Annotated in this window: 23 protein-coding genes; 17 read left to right on the top strand and 6 right to left on the bottom strand. The window is 37.9% G+C overall.

The features are described 5' to 3' along the window. The first annotated feature begins 114 nt into the window (after positions 1 to 114). From DHD80_RS05815 to DHD80_RS05770, 10 genes are all read left to right on the top strand, one after another. Positions 115 to 1,446: a sugar porter family MFS transporter gene (locus DHD80_RS05815; RefSeq protein WP_251740204.1), complete on the top strand. Its 1,332-nt coding sequence runs from the start codon at positions 115 to 117 to the stop codon at positions 1,444 to 1,446. Between the two features lie 4 nt (positions 1,447 to 1,450). Continuing rightward, positions 1,451 to 3,058 (top strand): glycoside hydrolase family 32 protein, encoded by a 1,608-nt coding sequence (locus DHD80_RS05810; protein ID WP_251740203.1) that lies wholly within the window; start codon positions 1,451 to 1,453, stop codon positions 3,056 to 3,058. A 95-nt stretch (positions 3,059 to 3,153) separates the two neighbouring features. Further along, a complete protein-coding gene (locus tag DHD80_RS05805; RefSeq protein WP_251740202.1) occupies positions 3,154 to 3,585 on the top strand; it encodes a transporter substrate-binding domain-containing protein in 432 nt (143 codons plus the stop codon). After that, entirely contained in the window at positions 3,582 to 4,529 is a 948-nt protein-coding gene (locus tag DHD80_RS05800; protein WP_251740201.1) for a cation diffusion facilitator family transporter, read from the top strand. The genes DHD80_RS05805 and DHD80_RS05800 overlap by 4 nt, the downstream gene beginning before the upstream one ends. Before the next feature lie 146 nt (positions 4,530 to 4,675). Further along, entirely contained in the window at positions 4,676 to 5,587 is a 912-nt protein-coding gene (locus DHD80_RS05795) for a carbohydrate kinase (RefSeq protein WP_251740200.1), read from the top strand. A gap of 71 nt (positions 5,588 to 5,658) precedes the next feature. Further along, positions 5,659 to 6,141 (top strand): DUF3124 domain-containing protein, encoded by a 483-nt coding sequence (locus DHD80_RS05790; RefSeq protein WP_251740199.1) that lies wholly within the window; start codon positions 5,659 to 5,661, stop codon positions 6,139 to 6,141. Between the two features lie 54 nt (positions 6,142 to 6,195). Then, on the top strand, positions 6,196 to 6,528 hold the full coding sequence (locus DHD80_RS05785) for a metalloregulator ArsR/SmtB family transcription factor (RefSeq protein WP_251740198.1): 333 nt from the start codon (positions 6,196 to 6,198) through the stop codon (positions 6,526 to 6,528). 19 nt (positions 6,529 to 6,547) lie between these two features. Beyond that, positions 6,548 to 7,015, top strand: coding sequence for a DUF6428 family protein (locus tag DHD80_RS05780; protein WP_251740197.1), 468 nt, complete (start codon positions 6,548 to 6,550; stop codon positions 7,013 to 7,015). 12 nt (positions 7,016 to 7,027) lie between these two features. Continuing rightward, entirely contained in the window at positions 7,028 to 7,648 is a 621-nt protein-coding gene (locus DHD80_RS05775) for a protein-tyrosine-phosphatase (protein ID WP_251740196.1), read from the top strand. A gap of 133 nt (positions 7,649 to 7,781) precedes the next feature. After that, positions 7,782 to 8,180, top strand: coding sequence for a Dabb family protein (locus DHD80_RS05770; RefSeq protein WP_251740195.1), 399 nt, complete (start codon positions 7,782 to 7,784; stop codon positions 8,178 to 8,180). A 78-nt stretch (positions 8,181 to 8,258) separates the two neighbouring features. Here the strand turns inward: DHD80_RS05770 and DHD80_RS05765 are convergent, their stop codons facing one another. Beyond that, positions 8,259 to 8,915 carry a TonB-dependent receptor plug domain-containing protein gene (locus DHD80_RS05765; protein ID WP_251740194.1) on the bottom strand — a complete coding sequence of 219 codons (657 nt, stop codon included), beginning with the start codon at positions 8,913 to 8,915 and terminating at the stop codon, positions 8,259 to 8,261. A gap of 181 nt (positions 8,916 to 9,096) precedes the next feature. Then, a complete protein-coding gene (locus DHD80_RS05760) occupies positions 9,097 to 9,552 on the bottom strand; it encodes a DUF4982 domain-containing protein (protein ID WP_347709958.1) in 456 nt (151 codons plus the stop codon). Positions 9,553 to 9,872: 320 nt separating this feature from the next. Here DHD80_RS05760 and DHD80_RS05755 point away from each other — a divergent pair, with 320 nt between their 5' ends. Then, complete coding sequence (locus tag DHD80_RS05755; RefSeq protein ID WP_251740192.1) at positions 9,873 to 10,616, top strand: SDR family oxidoreductase; 744 nt, start codon at positions 9,873 to 9,875, stop codon at positions 10,614 to 10,616. 80 nt (positions 10,617 to 10,696) lie between these two features. Here the strand turns inward: DHD80_RS05755 and DHD80_RS05750 are convergent, their stop codons facing one another. From DHD80_RS05750 to DHD80_RS05735, 4 genes are all read right to left on the bottom strand, one after another. Further along, on the bottom strand, positions 10,697 to 11,812 hold the full coding sequence (locus DHD80_RS05750) for an alkene reductase (RefSeq protein ID WP_251740191.1): 1,116 nt from the start codon (positions 11,810 to 11,812) through the stop codon (positions 10,697 to 10,699). A gap of 93 nt (positions 11,813 to 11,905) precedes the next feature. Continuing rightward, positions 11,906 to 12,475: a Crp/Fnr family transcriptional regulator gene (locus DHD80_RS05745; RefSeq protein WP_251740190.1), complete on the bottom strand. Its 570-nt coding sequence runs from the start codon at positions 12,473 to 12,475 to the stop codon at positions 11,906 to 11,908. A 217-nt stretch (positions 12,476 to 12,692) separates the two neighbouring features. Next, complete coding sequence (locus DHD80_RS05740; protein WP_251740189.1) at positions 12,693 to 13,370, bottom strand: LytTR family DNA-binding domain-containing protein; 678 nt, start codon at positions 13,368 to 13,370, stop codon at positions 12,693 to 12,695. Then, positions 13,357 to 14,382: a histidine kinase gene (locus DHD80_RS05735; RefSeq protein WP_251740188.1), complete on the bottom strand. Its 1,026-nt coding sequence runs from the start codon at positions 14,380 to 14,382 to the stop codon at positions 13,357 to 13,359. Before DHD80_RS05735 ends, DHD80_RS05740 begins: the two co-directional genes overlap by 14 nt. Positions 14,383 to 14,572: 190 nt before the next feature. Between DHD80_RS05735 and DHD80_RS05730 the strand changes: the two genes are divergently transcribed. The 6 genes from DHD80_RS05730 (at position 14,573) to DHD80_RS05705 (ending at position 20,078) form a co-directional block, all read left to right on the top strand. Beyond that, positions 14,573 to 14,866 (top strand): EF-hand domain-containing protein, encoded by a 294-nt coding sequence (locus tag DHD80_RS05730; protein ID WP_251740187.1) that lies wholly within the window; start codon positions 14,573 to 14,575, stop codon positions 14,864 to 14,866. 64 nt (positions 14,867 to 14,930) lie between these two features. Next, the gene (locus tag DHD80_RS05725; RefSeq protein ID WP_251740186.1) at positions 14,931 to 15,707 is read left to right on the top strand and encodes a YHYH protein; all 777 of its coding nucleotides are present in this window, start codon (positions 14,931 to 14,933) and stop codon (positions 15,705 to 15,707) included. A 61-nt stretch (positions 15,708 to 15,768) separates the two neighbouring features. Then, on the top strand, positions 15,769 to 16,284 hold the full coding sequence (locus DHD80_RS05720; RefSeq protein WP_251740185.1) for a hypothetical protein: 516 nt from the start codon (positions 15,769 to 15,771) through the stop codon (positions 16,282 to 16,284). Beyond that, the gene (locus tag DHD80_RS05715; protein ID WP_251740184.1) at positions 16,247 to 16,924 is read left to right on the top strand and encodes an SCO family protein; all 678 of its coding nucleotides are present in this window, start codon (positions 16,247 to 16,249) and stop codon (positions 16,922 to 16,924) included. The genes DHD80_RS05720 and DHD80_RS05715 overlap by 38 nt, the downstream gene beginning before the upstream one ends. 4 nt (positions 16,925 to 16,928) lie before the next feature. After that, positions 16,929 to 17,672, top strand: a complete 744-nt coding sequence (locus DHD80_RS05710) for a hypothetical protein (RefSeq protein ID WP_251740183.1) — start codon at positions 16,929 to 16,931, stop codon at positions 17,670 to 17,672. Between the two features lie 102 nt (positions 17,673 to 17,774). Beyond that, the gene (locus DHD80_RS05705) at positions 17,775 to 20,078 is read left to right on the top strand and encodes a chondroitinase-B domain-containing protein (RefSeq protein WP_251740182.1); all 2,304 of its coding nucleotides are present in this window, start codon (positions 17,775 to 17,777) and stop codon (positions 20,076 to 20,078) included. Positions 20,079 to 20,166 lie beyond the last annotated feature (88 nt).

Below are 20,166 nucleotides of genomic sequence, written 5' to 3'. Positions count from 1 at the left end.
AAAATTTGGATGGAAAAATATGTAAAGTTTAATTTTTAGCTCCTCTTCACAGGTTTTACCTAAAAATATTACTAATTTACCTGCAAAATCTCATTGCACCTTAATTAATAGTTCATGAATAAAATTTTTCTTTGGTCCATAAGTGCGGCCTTAGCCGGCTTTCTATTTGGCTTTGACACCGTAGTGATTTCTGGAGCCGATAAGCAATTGCAATCCCTTTGGGAAACTTCAGATGTTTATCACGGCATAGTAGTGATGGGTATGGCGCTATGGGGCACCGTTATAGGGGCAATTTTTGGTGGATTTCCTACTGATAAGTTTGGACGAAAAAATACCTTGATAGGCATTGGGGTTTTATATTTCATTTCTGCCCTCGGTTCCGCATTGGTTGATGATCCGGTTTCTTTTGCAATTTTTAGATTTATAGGAGGGCTTGGAGTAGGTGCTTCAACTATTGCCGCGCCGGCTTATGTTTCTGAAATTGCTCCTGCACATCAACGAGGTAAACTTGTGTCCCTCTATCAATTTAATATAGTACTGGGAATTTTGATTGCCTTTTTATCTAATTATTTATTAAGGAACACAGGTGCTGAACCATGGCGATGGATGGTTGGGGTAGAAGCTATCCCGGCTTTTATTTATATTTTATTTGTACTTATAATCCCCCGCAGCCCCAGGTGGCTTATCTCCAAAGGGCGTATTGAAGAAGCTTCGCAGGTCTTGCAGAAAATTGATCCTGAACTGGATATTCGGCAGGAAGTTGCGGATATTATTGCCCAATCTAAAACCGAGGTAAAAGGGGAAAATGTTTTTATGAAGAAATACCGCTTTCCTTTAATTCTGGCATTCCTTGTGGCCTTTTTTAATCAGCTTTCCGGTATTAACGCCTTTCTATATTATGCACCAAGGATATTTGAATCAGCCGGATTGGGAGAAAGTACAGCATTATTAAGCAGCATTGGAATTGGGGTGGTAAATTTAATTTTCACTTTATTTGGCGTATTCCTCATTGATAAACTAGGCCGGAAACAGCTTCTTTTCATGGGTTCCATCGGGTATATTTTCTCTCTATCCATGGTGGCTTGTGCCTTTTTCTTTGGTTGGGGCGGCTTATGGGTTCCATTCTTCCTGTTTATTTTTATCGCCTCTCACGCCATAGGTCAGGGAGCAGTGATCTGGGTGTTTATTTCTGAAATATTCCCTAATCATTTACGGGCATCAGGACAGTCTTTTGGTTCGTCCACACACTGGATTTTGGCGGCAATCATCCCCTCTATATTTCCATGGGTGACAGGCCTGATAGGCGCAGGTTATGTTTTTGCTTTTTTCGCCTTTATGATGGTATTACAATTATTATTCGTACTCTTTATGATGCCTGAAACTAAAGGAAAAACCTTAGAAGAATTAAGCAAGGAATTATCGATTAAAAAACCGGCCGTAAACTAATAATATGAAAAAGTATCTGGTAGCATTTTTTGCAATTTTCAGTTTAATAACTACTCAATCCTGTAAAGAGGGAGATGAGAAAAAATCAAATAACCAAGTAGCTTCTTCTGAGATTCAGGAGGATGAAGACTTTAGGCCTAATTTTCATTTTAGTCCGAAGGAAAACTGGATGAACGATCCCAACGGAATGTTTTATAAAGACGGAACCTACCATCTTTATTTTCAGCATTATCCCGATGACAATGTATGGGGGCCAATGCATTGGGGACATGCGACGAGTAAAGATATGGTAAAATGGGAAGAACAACCTATTGCCATCTATCCGGATTCTTTGGGATATATTTTTTCCGGAAGTGCCGTAGTAGATAAGAACAATACTTCAGGTTTCGCGAAAGATGGCAAGGTTCCCGTGGTTGCCATTTACACCTATCACGATATGGATGGGGAAAAAGATGGTCGATTAGATTATCAATATCAGGCAATAGCATATAGTCTGGATGATGGAAAAACTTTTACCAAGTATGAAGGGAATCCGGTGATTCCAAGTACGGGTATAAAAGATTTTCGGGATCCAAAGGTTTCCTGGGATGCGGAACATAAGCAATGGCTTATGTCACTAGCTGCAGGGCAGGAAATCATTTTCTATAGTTCTAAAAACCTTAAAGACTGGAAAGAACTCTCAAGATTTGGAGAAGGCATTGGAAATCATAATGGAGTTTGGGAATGCCCTGATCTTTTTCCGTTGAAGGTTGATGGCTCAGGTGAAGAAAAATGGGTTTTACTGGTAAGTATAAATCCCGGCGGACCTAATGAAGGTAGCGCCACACAGTATTTTATTGGAGATTTTGACGGGAAAACCTTTAAAGTAGATGATGATTTTAAACAAAATATTGAAGAAGAACATGATTACTGGGTAGATTTTGGAAAGGATAATTACGCCGGTGTTACCTGGTCTAACATTCCCGATGAAGATGGCAGAAAGTTATTTTTAGGCTGGATGTCTAACTGGCTGTACGGGCAGGAAGTGCCAACGGAAACTTGGAGAAGTGCCATGACCATTGCCCGGGAAATAAAACTGATCGACTATAATGGGGAGTTAAGATTAATTTCCAGTCCTGTACGGGAACTCAATACATATGAAGATAAAGGAATTGCGAAAAGTGATCTGGAAGTAAGCGGGAAGATACTTTTCGCAGATAGTTCTTCCGTAGATCTTAGCAGTGTGATAGTTAGATACTCAATCGATTCTCTGAATGACGGTTACCAGATTATTTTAGAAAATGGATCCGGTGATGAACTGGTTATTGGTTACGAGAAAGATAATAATGAATTTTATGTGGATCGATCAAATTCGGGTCGTACAGATTTTTCTGAAAAATTTACAAATAAGATTTCCACAGCGCCGAGAATTGATTCTTCCGCTATACATAATGCCACACTGATTCTGGATGCCGCCTCTATGGAAATTTTCTTTGATGATGGTAAAAATGTGATGACAGAAATTTTCTTTCCGAAGCAACCTTATACCCAATTATCGATAAAAGCTGAAGATGGTAGTTTGAAATTAAATACATTTTCAGCGAAAAACATTCACCTTCAGACTGATAAATAGGAAAATCTTAGAGGGGTGAATGTCTTATCTAATTTTACAACAAAATTAACTATAAAGCGAAATTCTTAAAATTCAGAAGTTGTATTTTTAAAAGGATGAAACACGTTTTAGTCATAGCGTTTATTTTGGTGTTGGCAGGTTGCTCGTTTCCAAAGGATCCTGAAAACAGCTTCGAGAAAGCGAAAAATGATGAATTGAAAATTGGGATTATCGAAAATCCTCCTTTTATCACTTTTATCAATGGAAAAGCAGAAGGTCCGGAAATAGAACTCATCAAGGGATTTGCCCGGGAAAACAATCTTAAGATCTCATTTACAAAAGGGAATGAAAGTGGTTTAATTGAAGAATTGCAGAAGTATAAACTTCATATCCTCTCGGGAGGTTTTGAAAAAGGAACGATTTGGAAGAAGGAAGCAACCCCAACTGCACCTTACGATAACAGCCATGTTTTTTTAGTGCCCAAAGGTAAAAATAGGTTACTGCAACATCTGGAAACATATATTCTTAAAAATCAGGTAAAAGAATGAAAGGAATTGCCTCTTTTGAACTTCCGGAAGAATTAAAAAAAGTATTGAAAGAAGCCATTCGCCTGGAATGGATCACTATATTTTATCTTCTATCGGTGATAGTGGTAATGTTCCTGACTATGGGATCTTCACAAGCTATGAAGACAGCCTGGTTGGAAGATTTGTTGTCCCTTATCCCTTCTATTTCTTTTTTAATAGCAACCAGGATTAATAAAAAGCCCCCAGATGAAAAATTTAGGTATGGTTATCATCGCGTTTATTCCATCGCTTTTCTGGTTGGGGCTTCAGCTTTGCTGGGAATGGGTTTATTTATGATTTATGATTCATCCATGTCCTTAATTAAATTAGAACATCCCAGTATAGGCAATAAAACTTTCTTTGGAAAACAAGTCTGGATGGGTTGGGTGATGATCTTAGCTTTAGTTTATAGCTCTATTCCGGCTATGATCCTGGGTTTTAAAAAATTGCCTAAAGCAAAAAAACTCCATAACAAGATCTTATATACAGATGCCGAAGCTCAGAAGGCCGATTATATGACCGCCTTTGCGGCCATGGCAGGTATAATAGGAATTGGTGCCGGGTTATGGTGGGCAGATTCTGCCGCAGCGCTTTTTATTGCTTTATCTGTAGTAAAAGATGGTTTTAAGTATATTTCGACTGCCGTTAAAGATTTAATGGATAGATACCCGGTTACATTGAAAAAACAGAAAAAAGATCCGTTAATAGATGAGATCGAAGATTTAGTTCTGGGTTTAGACTGGGTAGAAGATGCGAAAATACGATTCCGAGAGAATGGTCAGGTTTATGTAGGTGAAGTGGCAATAATTCCTAAAGGGAAATTAATAATAGAAAATCTGGAAAAAGTCAACGTAATGCTTTTAAATTACCATTGGAAAATTAATGATGTAAGTATTATCCCGGTAAAAGAATTACCCTCCTGGTAGCTTATCGTTGGGCCCCAAATATTGTACATTATACGCTTAATGTGTATTTGCTGAGGTTTTCTTCTATGAGTTCAAGTATGGCCTGAATTTTTAGAAAATAAATTTGATTAACTATTTAAAACGAGTGAGTTTTCTTAATTTACAAAATGAGTAAAAAATTAAATATAGTTTGTTTTGGTGAAATTTTAATAGACGTATTCCCAGATATGGAAAGAATTGGAGGCGCACCGCTTAACGTCGCGAGTAGGCTGGCCAGTATGGGAGCTGATGTTGAAATGATAAGCAAAGTGGGTAGCGATGCAAAAGGGGGGCAGCTTAAAAATTACCTTCAGGGAAAGAGTATCAGAATTGACAATATTGAAGAAGATCCCGAGCATAAAACCGGGATGGTGGACGTACAACTTTCACAAGGGGGCTCGGCTACATATACTATAGAATATCCCGCGGCCTGGGATAAAATCGATCTTACAGAAGATATTCTGAATTCAGTAAAAAATGCGGATGCTTTAGTTTACGGGAGTTTGGTTTGCAGGGATGAGGTTAGCCGGAAAACACTTTTAAGTCTACTCCCACAGGCAAAATATAGAATTCTGGACTATAACTTAAGACCACCGCATTATAATAAAGAATTACTTATAGAATTGATGAAGCATGCCAATTTTATTAAATTCAACGATGATGAATTGTTTGAGATCGCTGCCTTAATGGGGTCAAAATATAACTCTTTAGAGCAAAACCTCCTCTTCATGGCAGTAAATAGCAAGGCAGATACGATTTGTGTGACCAAAGGCAGGCACGGAGCGGTTTTAATGCGTGATAAAAAATTCTTTTACAACAGTGGTTATAAAATTAATGTGAAAGATACCGTAGGCGCAGGTGATTCCTTTTTAGGAACTTTGATTGCGAAATTATTGCAGGGGCAACCGCCTCAAAAGGCACTGGATTGCGCCTGTGCCGTGGGCGCTTTGGTGGCTTCTAAAGAAGGGGCGAATCCTGAATTATCTTCAGAAACGATTGAAAATTTTATGAATCCGCCTGAATATCACCATAAGGATTAAATTATGTGATATTTTAGTAAGGTAAAGTGCCGATCTATATGAAATGCTGCTTTAAATTTTTTCTGATCTCATTGTTTTTAATTTCCTGCGAGAAAAAACAAAAAGAAGATCCTGAACCACCACATTCTTTTGAATTGAGGGGCAGGGAAATTAAGTTAAATGCCGAGGATTCATTAAACAGCGGTTCCACCTATCTTTCGGTTTATTCCCAAATTTATAGCCTCTCAGAGCATAGAACGCATGATCTTACAGCCACTATCAGTATGCGGAATATTAATCTTCAGGATACCGTCTACATCAGCAAAGCTGATTATTATGATACCCATGGAAATCTTATCAGCTCTTTTATAAACGAGAACATTCTCCTGAAACCCATGGAAACACTGGAAATTGTTATTGAAGAAGTTGATAAATCTGGCGGGACAGGAGCCAACTTTGTTTTTGACTGGCAGGCGAAGGATAATGTACATGCGCCTTATTTTGAAGCGGTGATGATCTCAACCTCTGGAAAACAGGGGCTTTCATTTACTACACAGGGAGTCAAAATAAAATAAGCAATGCTAAAAATTCAATCTATTTATCGTAATATTGCAATTAAACAATAAATAATGGGATTAACCAAGTCTGAAAAATTTTCTGCTGAGCAAAATGAGCTTTCTTCGATTTGTAAAGTATTGGCGCATCCGGCCAGAATTGCCATTCTGCAGCATCTTTATAAAATTGATTCCTGCATTTGTGGCGATCTCGTTGAGGAAATTGGTTTGGCTCAACCAACCATCTCCCAGCATTTGCGGGAATTAAAACAGGTAGGACTTATCCAGGGTACTATTGAAGGTACCAGTGTTTGTTATTGTATCAATAAGGATCGCTGGCTGGAAATGAGAAATCAATTAAATGAATTTTTAGATCTGGAGTTTATTTCCGGGAAAAATTGCTGTTAAAACTTAAATAAAATTTGCTATGAAACTATCAGAATTAAAAGAGAAGCTTAATAATCTAGATCAAATCGAATTTCAATTGCCCAATGGCGAATTGGTGCCTTCTCATTTTCATGTTACTGAAGTGGGCCAAATCTCCAAACGCTTTATCGATTGCGGCGGAAAGCTTAGAAATGAAGAGAAAATCAGTTTGCAATTATGGAATGAGCAGGATTATGACCATCGCCTGCATCCGGAGAAATTGGTACATATCGTAAACCTTTCCGAAGAAAAATTAGGTTTAGAGGATGCTGAAATCGAGGTGGAATTCCAGGGTGAAACTATCCAAAAATTCGGATTAAGTTTCGACGGGAAAACCTTTCAACTTACCACTACACAAACCGATTGTCTTGCCAGGGAAAACTGTGGGATTCCCAACAAAGCTTTCGAAAAGCCCCGTGTAAAACTTTCAGAATTAAACTCCTGTGCCCCCAATAGCGGCTGTTGCTAATTTTTGAATACTATGTATCATAAGCTTGAAAATTTCATTAGCTCTCTCGATACTGGGGCTATTTCGGAAGAAAGAAAAATACTGCTTCAGCCATTTATTGAATTTCTGATCTCTAAATTTTCTAACCATGGAAATATAAACCTCAATTTTATATGTACACATAATTCCCGAAGAAGCCATTTTGGACAAATTTGGGCGCAAACCATAGCCCGTTATTTTCAATATGATCACATAAATTGTTTTTCCGGCGGTACGGAAAATACAGAAGTATTTCCTCAGGTTATTGAAACTTTTAAGGAGCAGGGTTTTAAAGTTTTAAAACTTTCCGAAGAGCATAATCCGGTGTATGCGATTAAATATTCCGATAATGAGAGGCCTATTATTGGCTTCTCTAAAGAGTTTGATCACTTTTTTAATCCGAGATCTGGTTTTGCAGCCATCATGACCTGTTCCCAGGCAGATGAAAACTGTCCTTATATTTCCGGAGCTGAAATAAGGATTGCTTTAAATTATGACGATCCCAAAGCTTTTGATAATAAACCTCAGAAAGCCGAAAAATACCTGGAACGCTCCATCCAAATTGCTACAGAATTGAAATTTGTATTTTCTGAAGTAAAAAAAGCTTTGATTTAATTGTAAATTTATAGGTTCAGTTTGAACACTCACCTTCGTCATCCTAGCGCAGTCGAAGGATAGATCAAAAGAGTCAATAAGAAACTTTAAGTTTACAAGCCATTTATTTCATATTTAAAACAAAACCCAACCCATGAAAAGAGTTTCTCAAATTATAGTTGTCATATTCACGATGAGTCTTCTTACCTCCTGTGCCACTCCAAAAACCCAGGAATTCGACAGTCACTTTACCCATGTAGTTTATTTCTGGCTAAAGAATCCAGAAAGTACTACTGATAGGACTGCCTTTTTAAAATCATTGAGCACATTTATGGAAAATAGCCAGTATGCGAATACAAAATTTATTGGCGAACCTGCTGAAACACCTCGTGGCGTGGTAGATAATACTTATACCTACTCACTTATTCTTACTTTTCCTTCGAAGGAAATTCAGGATTTGTATCAAAAAGAAACGGCACATTTGAAATTTATCGAGGAATCTGAAGCTCTTTGGGAGAAAGTTCAGGTTTATGATTCGGTGGGGATTAAATAATCTTGTATGATGAAGGTGGGAGCTGAAATGTTAGAATTAATATTTCTTTGTTTAAATTTTCTTGGGCTTCGAAAAGAATTAATCTTTTAAAGTAATTTGAACAACACCATTAGCTCCTCTGGATCCATATACGGAAGCTCCATTTTTAAGGATTTTAACATCTTTTATCTCATTCACACTAATGTTATCTATTCCTGCCACTACCATTCCGTTTACGACTAAAAGTGCATATCCGGGATCTACAAAACTATTCGTTCCCCGAATTTTAATGTGATTATCTGCCGTAATGACTACACCCGCTACGCGACCTTCAATGTAATCGAAAATAGAATTAAAATTCTGAATATTAGGATCCACATTAATATTTTCATGATCATAAACCGGATTGGAAGACAAAAGGTCTTCCTTAACTACCTTACTAAAATCGGAGTTATCCTTGTTTTTTTTCGGGTCCAGGAAAACAAATTTCACCAACTCTTCTCCAAAATTATCTGTACTCATCAAGCCGTATTTTGGAGAAAATACATGAAGTTGTTTCGTAGTTTCCGGAACCTTTATCTTGAAAAAACCTCTGGAATTAGTTTTGGAATCAATGAGTATGGAATCAGCATATATCATTACATCGGTCTGCGGCTCGTTGCTAAAATTCAAAACCTGTCCGGTTACCTTAATTTGAGCAGTAGCCGGTAAAGATATTAGTGCAATTAATAAAACATATAAATAATTGAAATTCATAATTAAAACAGATTTTTTAATCAGTTTTACTAAAAAAATATACCCACTTAAATTACTATAATTTTCTGATTAATACAAATGCTTATTGCCTATTGAATTAATTTTAACTAGCGGTAAAAACTTTAAACAAAAAGCCGACTGGTTAAAGTCGACTTTTCTCCTGGCTTGCTTATTTTTTCAATTATTCCACATTAATAGTGATCGATTCCTTTTGAATATTTTCAGGCTTCACTGAAATTTTTACTCTCCCTTTTTCGAAGTCGCTGCCAACAATAATCATTGCCTTTCCGTAAAACAAATTCACCTTGTTATCCTGAAATGGTTCGAAGGACTGCGGATTTCCATTTCCAGCACCTGCCAGATGTCCTGCGCCGGAAATTTCAATTTCCAGTTCCTCATCGGCCAAGGGTGCCGGGTTGCCCTCTTTATCGAAGGCTTCCACAAGGATATAGGAAAGGTCTTTTCCATCAGCTTTTATAGAGGTTCTATCTGCAGTGAGCCTGATTTTTGAAGCTTTTCCTGCTGTTTTAAGGATGTTTTTACCAATTTTATTTCCGTCTTTATAAGCAACGGCTTGTATCTCTCCTGTTTCATAGGTTACATCTTTCCACATCAAACGAAAACGATCGGTAGAGATTTCAGAATCTAATTTTTTTTACATTATTTCCATTTCCCAATCCAGTCAAAATCTCTAACTCCATTTTCAATAGCATCTTTAAACCACCCGAGTCCGTTTTCGGTTGGGCGATGTAAAGAATCATCTTAACACCTTCGCCTGTTTCTTCGGAAATATATCACAGCTTTGATCCCTTTATTTAAATTCCCTTAAGAAACCTTCTTAACCTAGGTTAATCAAACAGGTTAAACTATTTATAATCAATCGAAATGCCTGTTTAAAGGCCTGAATGAAGCTTACTTTTGTGTTCTAAAGAATTAGTAATTTAAAATTTCAAAATCATGGAAGATAATATTAAAGGTAAGGTAGTAATTATTACAGGAGGAAGTAGCGGACTGGGAGAAGATACCGCCCGTCACCTGGCATCAAAAGGAGCAAAAGTGGTTATTGCCGCCAGACGTAAGGAAAAGCTGGAATCTATTGCTGAAGATATCAGGAAAAACGGAGGTGAAGTTTTAGTCGTGAAGACCGACGTGACCAATAGGGCAGAGGTGAAAAATCTTATAGATACCACCAAAAAAGAATTCGGAAAAATTGATGTTCTTATAAATAATGCAGGTTTAATGGCAATTGCGCCAATGGCAGAAGATAAGGTGGAAGAATGGGATAAGATGATAGACATTAATATAAAAGGTGTTTTATACGGAATTTCTGCCGCCCTGCCTATTTTCCAGGAACAGGGACATGGACATTTCATCAATCTATCTTCAGTTGCCGGAATTAAAGTTTTTAGCCCCGGAGGTACGGTTTACAGCGGAACTAAATATGCCGTTAGAGCAATTTCTGAAGGTTTACGTCACGAAGTTGGAGGAAATATCAGAACCACGACTATAGAGCCCGGAGCCATAGATTCTGAATTAAAATTTGGTAGTAGCCATGATGAAAGTTCAGAAAATGTGAAAGAATTTTACAAGCAGGCTATTCCTGGGGATGCTATTGCCCGAGCTATCGCTTACGCAATTGAGCAGCCAAATGATGTGGATGTAAATGAAATAGTAATTAGACCTACCGTTCAGGAGTTTTAGGTTTATGGATATTTGATTAGTCAATAAAAAAGTCCTTCAGAATTTTCTGAAGGACTTTTTTAGTAAAATATATTACCTAATTATTGAAGCACAGCTGCCCTGTCGGTTTTAGCCTCGTAATCTATATAACCTGCTGCTCCACCTGAATAAAAAGTATCCTCGTCCCAGGAATCCAGTGCTACATTCTGGGCAAATCTTTCAGCCAGATCGGGATTCGAGATAAATGGTTTTCCAAAAGCGACAAGATCTGCCTCTTCATTTTCAATTACCTCATTTCCTTTTTCCTGATCAAAATTACTATTGATCATCAACGTACCTTTATAGATTGGTCGGTAACGTTTAGCGATATCTGTTTCAGCAAAAGAAATTTCAGAAACATCATTAAAAGGTTCTGAAAGGTGAAGATAAGCAAGATCATACTCATTCAGTTTATTAATGATATAATCAAAGGTTGGAATCGTTTCTTCGTCCATGGTCATTCCAAACAGTCCGTGCATGGAAGGATTTAAACGAATACCAATTCTTTTTTCAGGCATTACTTCTTTCACCGCATCAAGTACTTCAAATAGAATTTTAGCCCTGTTTTCTATAGAACCGCCATATTCATCGTTTCTATGATTTGAGGTCGCATTGAAAAACTGGTGAAAAAGATAGCCATTCGATGAATGAATTTCCACTCCGTCAAACCCCGCTTCCATAGAATTTTTTGCAGCTTGTTTAAAATCTGCAATGGTCTGCTTAATATCTTCCGTAGTCATTTCTCTTGGCGCCACGGTATCTTTAAAGCCTTCCGGTGTAAAAGATTTAGCATTTGGATTTATGGGTGAAGGTGCCAATGGCAATTCACCACCATGAAAATCTGGGTGGGACATTCTACCCACATGCCATAACTGAATAAAGATTTTACCATCGGCATCGTGAACCGCAGAGGTTACTTCTTTCCAGCCTTCTACCTGGGCTTTTGTATGGATACCGGGAGTATTAATATATCCCACGGCATCTTCAGAAATTTGAGAACCTTCTGAAATAATAAGACCGGCGCTTGCACGCTGCTTATAATATTCCGCATGTAGGTCACGGGTAGGTTTTTTTTCAGGATTATCGGCACGACCACGCGTCATGGGAGCCATAATAACCCGGTTTTTTAATTCTAAATCGCCTAATGTATAAGATTTTGAAAGTGCTTGTGTACTCATGTTTTAATTCTAAAAATTGAATACAAAAATACCGGATAAACGTCTTTTAAAAATTGATGTAGGATAACGGGATTCGTTAAAGCTTGTTAAGCATCAAAGGGATTTTCTAATGCGGCTAAGGCTCTCGGGCGTGATACCCAAATAATTGGCAATATGGTAATTTGGAACACGTTTTTCTATCGAGGGATAAGAAAGGCAAAAATCGAGATAACGTTCCTTCGCATCTTTTTGAAGGCTGGAAAGGATTCGGCTTCTTAAAGCCACAAATGCATTGGTGGTTTTAATCCTGAAAAAGCGCTCAAACTTCGGAATCCTTTCATATAAGGGTTCCAGGATTTCCTTCTTTATTCCCAACAGGTATGAATCTTCAATAGCCTCGATATGTAAAGAAGCCGGTTCATTCTTAAAAAAAGCTTCAAAATCACTTATCCACCAGTCTTCGATGGCGAACTGAAGAATATGTTTATTTCCCTTTTTATCCAGATAATAGGCTTTTAAGCAGCCTTTTACTACATAATATTCATACAACACCTCTTTTCCGGGTTCTATAAGAAAATCTTTTGCTGAAACTTTTTTCTCCACAAGCAGGCTGTGAAATTCTTCTAATTCGGTAGGATTTAGCTGAATATCACGTTGTATATGGGCTGTTATCTGCTGATACATCTCATTTTATTTGAATTATTTGAAGAGAATTCGAAACTTAAAATTACATATAAAACTTTTGATATAACGCTGCTCGATCTGAGAGAAAAAGCGGCTCAAGAAATAGGAATCAGAGCAGGAATTTTTCTTCCGGGAGACCTCTATTCAGCTATTTTTGAAAAAGTTTTTTCTAGTATTACAAAAATATGTAATCTCATTCGTCTTCGTACATGAGGTTCTAGATTTTAAATAACTCCTTTTTTACTTTTTCGTAATAAGAGTCACTCACAGGAACTTCAATATCGCTAAGTAATAGCATCCTATCTTTCAATCCTGATACTTTTTGCCTGTTGATGATATAAGACCGATGAACCCGTAGAAAGGAATCAGGTAATGACTTTTCTAATTTACTAAGCGACTGATTGGCCATTAATTTCTGGCCATTTTCCAGGTGATATTGTACATATTCACTATCGCTTTTAATAAAAATAATATTCTCTACTAATACCTTATGCAGATCGTAGCCAGATTTAATGATGAGATGGTTGGCAGGATTTTCGTCTTTTAAAGGATATTTTTCAATAGCGCTCAAAAACCTTTGAAATGTGATAGGTTTTAAAAGGTAGTCCAGGGCATTAATTTCAAAACCTTCCAGAGCATATTCAGAATAAGCGGTGGTGAAGATGATTTTAGTTTTCGGTGAAATTAACCGGGCAAAATCGGTCCCTTTAATTTCGGGCATTTGTATATCCAGCAAAAGTAGGTCTATTTGTTCACTTTTTAGTAGCGACATAGCGTCCAGTGGATTTTCAAATGATCCCATCAGTTCTAAGAAATCTAATTTATCGATATAGGATTTTAAAAGTGTTCTCGCCAATTCCTCATCGTCTATCACCAAACATTTAATTTTTCTCATCGATCGCTATATTAAGTTGTACCAAAAAAGAAGTAGGCTGACTTTTAATCTGTAATTGATGTCGATCAGGATATAAAATTTTTAACCGCCGTTTTACGTTTTCAATTCCAATTCCGCCTACTGCATCCTTATGTATGGGATTTTCGGGGATACTGTTTTCAATTTCAAAAAATATTTCACGGTTATTCGCATGGAGTTTTAACTTAATATAAGTATTTCCCCTTTTTTCGATATTACTATGTTTTAACGCATTTTCCATAAAGGGAATAAACAACATTGGAGCTATTTGCAGGTTATTGTTCCCGATCTTAAAATCGGTTTTAATGGGATACGGATTACTGCTCTTCAGGGTGAATAATTTGATGTAATTCTCCATATAGGTGACCTCTTTTTCCAATGGAACTTGGTCCTGCTCGCACTCATACAATACATAACGGAGCATATCTGAAAGATAGCTGATGCTTTCCTGAGTTTTTGCCGGGTCTATGGCTGAAAGCGCATAAATATTATTCAGCGCATTAAACAGAAAGTGCGGGTTGATTTGTGATTTGAGGAGCTTTATTTCGGTTTGAAGGTTTTCATTCTTATTCCTGATGTTTTCTTTTTCTTTTTCCTGAGCATACAGAAAAGTTTCCAGCAGGGTAGCCAAAATGTACGAAAGGGAAATCATCAAAAGATGGATAAAAAATTTGGAGGGTAATTGGGGAGGAAGAGGTCCCGAAGGATTTAATGGCGCGTTTAATCGGGGTGGCGCCGGACCAAATTCAGCTGAAAAATAAGCAAATCCCACCACGGAAATAATAGAGATCATCAGGAAAGCCCAGTATTTTTTCTGAAATAACAGCAACGGAGAGGCATAAAAAATAAGACCGGCAAGGAGCAAACTCTGGCAGATAAAAGCTGGGATATTGGTCAGGAGGAATCGTGGTTGAAGTCCTTCCAGGAGCCACAATACTAGCCAGATCCCAAACCAAAGCACTACCTGAAAAATATATCTTTTCGATCTTTCCATTTCACAAATTAAAGCAAAATAAAATCAAGTGATTCTGAAAATATAGCTGATTCAAGCCCAAGTTCCAGACGTTTACAGAATAATTCCCGGCATTCACTTAAAACCTACCCACATTCATTGATTTTTGATTTTTCACATCCTTCTTTAATGCAACTTTGGGGTATTATTAAGCTTTTAAAAACATATAAAAATGAAAACGAAAAATTTAAAATTAGCAGCTTTAGTAGGAATTATTGCGGTGTTCTCCTCCTGTAAATCAAGTGCGCAAAATAGCAGTGATCGCAAAGAACCGCCTTCGGTTGAAGAGATTTTCAAAAAACTGGATGAGAATGAAGATGGAAAGCTTTCCAAGGAAGAAGTGAAAGGGCCATTGGAAAAAGACTTTTCTAAAATAGATACCAATGAGGATGGTTTTATTTCTCAAGAAGAATTAGAAAAGGCACCGAAGCCTAAGAGACCTGAAGGTAGATCCAGAGGAAAATAGGTATTTAAAAATCGGGGTTTTAATTCAAAATCCCGATTACACAAACAATTTTAAATAGAAAATCATGAAAAAGATAATTTTTAAAAATGCAATAGCATATAGTTCTATGGTTGCGATAGTCTTAATAGCCCTTTTTGCCTGCAGCAGTGATAGTGTAGATGATTCAATTGAAGATGGTAGTACCGAGGAAAATGCTTCTGAACTACATGCCGCTTTTGCTGAATTTGATGCCGGGGAAACTGATATTTACCTGGACGGTTCGTTTGTGGTGATTGAAACTACAGGAAACCCTAACCACAAAACGGTTTATTGGGGTGAAGGGCATGAACTTTACCAGGAAGAGCCCGATGTACAACTAACGCCCAGTATTATTCCCAATTTCGACGGATCGGCGACTTTAAGAGTTTCCACGAATCCCCAACTTGCCATGAACAGCACCGCCACTTCTTTAGGTCCCATTGGAATCGCGGTAAGTGGTGCGGCCATCTTTAATGATCAGGAAGGGAACGGAAGCCTGAACCAGGCCGCGGCCAGTTTGGACTATACCGGGGCACATATTGGACCGAGTTTTTATCATTACCATCTAGAGCCTACAGCCTGGTCTCAGGATGATGAAAATTTGATCGGGATCCTGGCTGATGGATTTTTTGTTTACGGAAGGAAATGTAATTCCACAGGCACTTACCCGGAAGACCTGGACGCGTCTGGTGGTCATACCAGTACTACCCAGCATACTACAGTAGCCGAATACCATTATCATATAGAAAATGAACTCTATCTTAATCAATATTATCTCATATTTCCAGGTGACTACCAGGGTACGCCGAGTTCTATCAATTAGTCAGCCCTGGCTGCTAATATCACTTCTCTGCCTTGGCTTCAGCTGTAAACAGGAAAGTGAAATGAAAACCATCCCCGAGGTAGAGGTAGCCAAGCAGGAACTTAGCCTTCATCCAAACGAGGGAAAGTGGTATTTCAATGGAAAAGCTTTTAGTGGTTTTGCGATAAGTTATCATGCTAATGGCGTAATGGCGGAACGTTTGGGTTATTTTGAAGGCAAAAAGGAAGGCGTCGCCAGGAAATGGTACGAAGATGGAAGCCTTCAGAAAGAAAGCTATTATAGAGCCAACCGCTTAGATGGTAAGCTACAAACCTGGTGGGAAAACGGAACAGTAGCCGTAGAATCAAATTATCAGAATGGAGTTAGGCATGGTGAGCAAAAGAAATGGTTTGCAAACGGCCAGTTAGCAAGCTTGACTAACTGGCATGAAGGGAAAGAAGAAGGCCTGCAACAGGCCTGGCTTGCCAACGGGAAAATATACGTGAATTACGAAGCAAAAAATGGTCGAAGTTTCGGCCTTCGAAAAGCAACTTTATGTTATGAATTGGACGATGAGAAAATACAGTTTGTTAAGTAAGTTTATAGTTTTATTCCTTTCAGGATTCATTATAAGCTGTAACCAGACGAATGAAAAAACCAGCAGGGTTTCAGAATTGCCATATTACAATGAGGCCACTTTTACACCTTTATGGAACAAAGGGAACTCTGGGGAAGAAAACGAGTTGCATAGCATTCCCTCTTTCAGCTTGACGAATCAGGATGGGGAGACCGTGACCGAAAAAACTTTTGAGGATAAGATTTATGTAACCAATTTTTTCTTTACCACCTGTCCCGGGATTTGCCCTAAAATGACGGCGAACCTTTCAGTACTGCAGGAGGAATTCCTGGAAGATGATGAAATACTGCTGTTATCTCATTCTGCGACTCCTGAAATTGATTCGGTAGAAGTACTTAAAAGCTATGCCGAAAAGAATAACGTAATAAGCGGAAAATGGCATTTGGTAACCGGAAACCGGAATGAGATCTATGAGCTTGGCCGAAACCAGTATTTTGTAGAAGAGGACCTGAGCCGGGACAAAACTGACGATGAGTTCTTACACACTGAAAATTTTGTGCTGGTAGATAAAAATAAACACATCAGGGGGATATATAATGGACTCAATAAAACCGCAGTAGCGCAGTTGATAGCAGACATTAAAACCCTGAAAACAGAATAGCCTTATGAGGTTCTTTCGGAAAATTAGAAGAAAATTATTGATTTCAGGAAAATTTAAAGATTATCTGTTGTACGCCCTTGGAGAAATTCTGTTGATCAGTATAGGGATCCTAATTGCCTGGAAAATTAATGACCTGAACGAAATAAGGAAAAACCATATTGTCCAGGTTAAAATATACGAGAGCCTTTATGAGGAACTGAATACCAATCTGGATGTTCTGGATAGTGCCATTGTGAGATATGATCAGAATACCCGGGAAATGTTAGAAGCTCTTAATTATGTGGGAAAGGATACTGATGATTTGAATTTGGAAACCAGGAAACTCCTGGTACAGGTAAAATTCAGGAATTCAAATTTGAGGGATGAGGCTTTGAGTTCTGTGAATAATACCGATAAATTCCAGTTTCTGGAAAATGATTCTCTAACCGAATTGATCGCCCAGTACCCTACGGAAATAAAGACCTTTCGTGCGCAGGAATTAAAGATTAGCAATCTGGTGGAAAATAAATTGAAACCGATTTTAGAAGAACATATTTCATTGATCGATCTGCTGGAGGAGAACAATACTTACAAACAAATAAAGACCTTTGGTAAACAATCGAATTATTCAGATCTCATGGAAAGTAAAGAATATCAGAATGCTGTTGTGGACCAAATGTTACAAACCCAAATTCAATCAAACGTCGCGATAGAGCTCCGCGAGAAAACAGCACTGCTCGCCGCGAAGTTGGAACGGGAGTTAGATTAGGCTTCTACTTTAAATGCTAAAACCAAATAATTGAGGTAGAATTATTTGGTGGATACAAGAATATTTCTATATTTGGTAAACCAATTTGGTAAACCAGTTTATATGAAAGCTTTCTTTTTATCTATTTTTCTAGTTTTTACGATTTCCGGATTCTCTCAATCTGCCCAAAATTCTAAATCTTCTCTGGCAAGTAATGTCGCTGAATTGGAAGAATTCCTGAAAATCGCCGTTCCGGGAGATACGATTTTAATGGCCAATGGCACGTGGGATGATGCCCAATTGGAAATCAAGGTTAATGGAAAAAAGGATCTTCCGGTCACCATTATGGCTGAAGAGCGCGGGAAAGTTTTCCTTGAAGGACAATCTTCTTTAAAAATCGGGGGCAGTTATATTATCGTCGACGGATTGATCTTTCAGAATGGTTACACACCTGATGATGCGGTAATTCAGTTTAAAATAAACAATGATCAAATTGCTAACAATTCCAGGGTTACCAATTGTGTAATTGAAAATTTTACCCAGCCCAGCAGGGAAACCCAGGATCACTGGATCGAGTTCTGGGGAAGGAATAACCAAATGGATCATTGCTATATCGCCGGGAAATCAAATTCCGGACCCACTTTACGGATTTACCTGAAGGGCAATGAAAATATCAACACCCATCATCAGATCATTAATAATTATTTTGGTCCCAGGCCAAGAAAAGGTGGCCCGCATGCGGAGACCATGCAAATAGGGTCGAGTGAGACTTCCATGACCCCGGCCTATGTAAACGTGGCCAACAATTTATTTTACAGGTGCAACGGTGAAGTTGAGATCATCTCCAGCAAGTCCAACTTCAACAATTTTAAGAATAATGTATTCTTTGAATCGGAAGGTTCCCTGGTGCTAAGACATGGAAATTACGCCAATATCGATGGCAATATCTTTATTGGCAATGATAATTCAGAATTTATTGGCGGCATACGGGTAATCAACACCGGGCACTGGATCACCAATAACTATTTTTATAACCTGAAAGGATCTGAATTCCGGAGTCCTTTAGCTGTGATGAACGGGATCCCGAAATCCCCGTTAAACAGGTACAATCAAGTAACAGATGTGGTGGCGGCTTACAATTCATTTGTAGATACAAAATCCCCGTGGCATTTTAGCGTGGGCTCCAATGTGGATAAAAGCGAAGTTTTGCCGGCTTCTGAAATTCGTTCTGCCAGGCCGGAAAGAGTGCTTATCGCCAACAACCTTGTCTATAATCAAGAAGCTGAGGAAAGCCCGATCGTTGCTTATGATACGGTAGATGGGGTGACATTTAAAAACAATATCCTGAATTATGAAAATAAAGGTCCTGTGCAAAATGATGGGATTATTACAAAGGATTTTGAAGTAAAAAAGGTTTCAGAATATCTGTATGTCCCGGATCAAAGTTTTATCGATATATATCATGGTTTTGATTTTGAGACTATTGAAAAAGACCTACTGGGCAGGGATAGATCAGAAAATAATAGTATTGGGGCGATTTATCTGCCCGTTCCGGAAAATACAAACCTTTTTGATAAAGCCAATTATGGACCTGCATGGTTTCAGCCTGAAGATGTAAATAAAAAAGGAAAGGTTTTAAAAGTTACTTCTTCAGAAGAATTTCTGAAAAAATTAGAGCAGGCGAATTCAGGAGATATTCTGGAACTGGCTCCGGGAAATTATAAGCTGGACACTTCCGTAGATATTGCCAAGAGACTTACCATTAGATCCCAGGATAAAAAAGCAAAACTAAAGTTCACTTCAGCGAATATCGCAGCCTTTAAGATGCATCCAAAGGGAAGTCTAAAATTGGAAAATATCATCCTTGAAGGTAATGCTGAAAGCAATGCTTTTGAGACCCTGGACGAAAACATGTCGGTAGCTTATAATTTATGGATCAAAGATGCGGAGATTAGTGATTTTAACCAATTATTGAAAGTTTCAAAAGGCTCCTTTGCCGATACCATTTCTATTAAAAATTCTAATTTCCGTAATCTAAAGCAAGGGATAGCGCTGGCTGAAGAAATTGATGATAAAGGAGAATATAATGCCGAATTTGTTTATATAACCGACTCAAATTTTGAAAATATTCAGAATGAGGTACTAAATTATTACCGTGGTGGTTATGATGAATCGACTATTGGCGGGACACTCGTGTTTACAGGAAATACCGTAAAAAATTCAGGAACTTCCCGGGACACTGAAATTTTGCTCAGGACCCGGGGAGTGGTAAACCTTGAAATGGCAAATAATACTTTTATTGATAATGAAGTAAAATATATCGCAATTCTTTGGGGGGCGAAAGGTCAGGAGCCGGTGAATAATACGTTGAGGAATTCCGGAGAGATCAAGGTAGAGGAAAACCTGAAGCAGAAATTAATGTATTAAATAATTAATGGTTTGGCCAATTTCAAAATAAATTTAAAATGAGAATGAAAATGAGATAGTCCTACATAAAACCAATCCCTTTATTTTT

Origin of the sequence: Gramella sp. AN32, from assembly GCF_023718305.1 — a bacterium.
GTDB classification, from domain to species: domain Bacteria; phylum Bacteroidota; class Bacteroidia; order Flavobacteriales; family Flavobacteriaceae; genus Christiangramia; species Christiangramia antarctica.
This window is presented reverse-complemented; position numbering and strand designations above follow the sequence as displayed.

Excerpts from the sequence above, each read along its gene's own strand:
- DHD80_RS05815 (WP_251740204.1), top strand. The coding sequence starts at position 115 with ATGAATAAAATTTTTCTTTGGTCCATAAGTGCGGCCTTAGCCGGCTTT.
- DHD80_RS05810 (WP_251740203.1), top strand. The coding sequence starts at position 1,451 with ATGAAAAAGTATCTGGTAGCATTTTTTGCAATTTTCAGTTTAATAACT.
- DHD80_RS05805 (WP_251740202.1), top strand. The coding sequence starts at position 3,154 with ATGAAACACGTTTTAGTCATAGCGTTTATTTTGGTGTTGGCAGGTTGC.
- DHD80_RS05800 (WP_251740201.1), top strand. The coding sequence starts at position 3,582 with ATGAAAGGAATTGCCTCTTTTGAACTTCCGGAAGAATTAAAAAAAGTA.
- DHD80_RS05795 (WP_251740200.1), top strand. The coding sequence starts at position 4,676 with ATGAGTAAAAAATTAAATATAGTTTGTTTTGGTGAAATTTTAATAGAC.
- DHD80_RS05785 (WP_251740198.1), top strand. The coding sequence starts at position 6,196 with ATGGGATTAACCAAGTCTGAAAAATTTTCTGCTGAGCAAAATGAGCTT.
- DHD80_RS05780 (WP_251740197.1), top strand. The coding sequence starts at position 6,548 with ATGAAACTATCAGAATTAAAAGAGAAGCTTAATAATCTAGATCAAATC.
- DHD80_RS05775 (WP_251740196.1), top strand. The coding sequence starts at position 7,028 with ATGTATCATAAGCTTGAAAATTTCATTAGCTCTCTCGATACTGGGGCT.
- DHD80_RS05770 (WP_251740195.1), top strand. The coding sequence starts at position 7,782 with ATGAAAAGAGTTTCTCAAATTATAGTTGTCATATTCACGATGAGTCTT.
- DHD80_RS05765 (WP_251740194.1), bottom strand. The coding sequence starts at position 8,915 with ATGAATTTCAATTATTTATATGTTTTATTAATTGCACTAATATCTTTA.
- DHD80_RS05755 (WP_251740192.1), top strand. The coding sequence starts at position 9,873 with ATGGAAGATAATATTAAAGGTAAGGTAGTAATTATTACAGGAGGAAGT.
- DHD80_RS05750 (WP_251740191.1), bottom strand. The coding sequence starts at position 11,812 with ATGAGTACACAAGCACTTTCAAAATCTTATACATTAGGCGATTTAGAA.
- DHD80_RS05745 (WP_251740190.1), bottom strand. The coding sequence starts at position 12,475 with ATGTATCAGCAGATAACAGCCCATATACAACGTGATATTCAGCTAAAT.
- DHD80_RS05740 (WP_251740189.1), bottom strand. The coding sequence starts at position 13,370 with ATGAGAAAAATTAAATGTTTGGTGATAGACGATGAGGAATTGGCGAGA.
- DHD80_RS05735 (WP_251740188.1), bottom strand. The coding sequence starts at position 14,382 with ATGGAAAGATCGAAAAGATATATTTTTCAGGTAGTGCTTTGGTTTGGG.
- DHD80_RS05730 (WP_251740187.1), top strand. The coding sequence starts at position 14,573 with ATGAAAACGAAAAATTTAAAATTAGCAGCTTTAGTAGGAATTATTGCG.
- DHD80_RS05725 (WP_251740186.1), top strand. The coding sequence starts at position 14,931 with ATGAAAAAGATAATTTTTAAAAATGCAATAGCATATAGTTCTATGGTT.
- DHD80_RS05720 (WP_251740185.1), top strand. The coding sequence starts at position 15,769 with ATGAAAACCATCCCCGAGGTAGAGGTAGCCAAGCAGGAACTTAGCCTT.
- DHD80_RS05715 (WP_251740184.1), top strand. The coding sequence starts at position 16,247 with ATGAATTGGACGATGAGAAAATACAGTTTGTTAAGTAAGTTTATAGTT.
- DHD80_RS05710 (WP_251740183.1), top strand. The coding sequence starts at position 16,929 with ATGAGGTTCTTTCGGAAAATTAGAAGAAAATTATTGATTTCAGGAAAA.
- DHD80_RS05705 (WP_251740182.1), top strand. The coding sequence starts at position 17,775 with ATGAAAGCTTTCTTTTTATCTATTTTTCTAGTTTTTACGATTTCCGGA.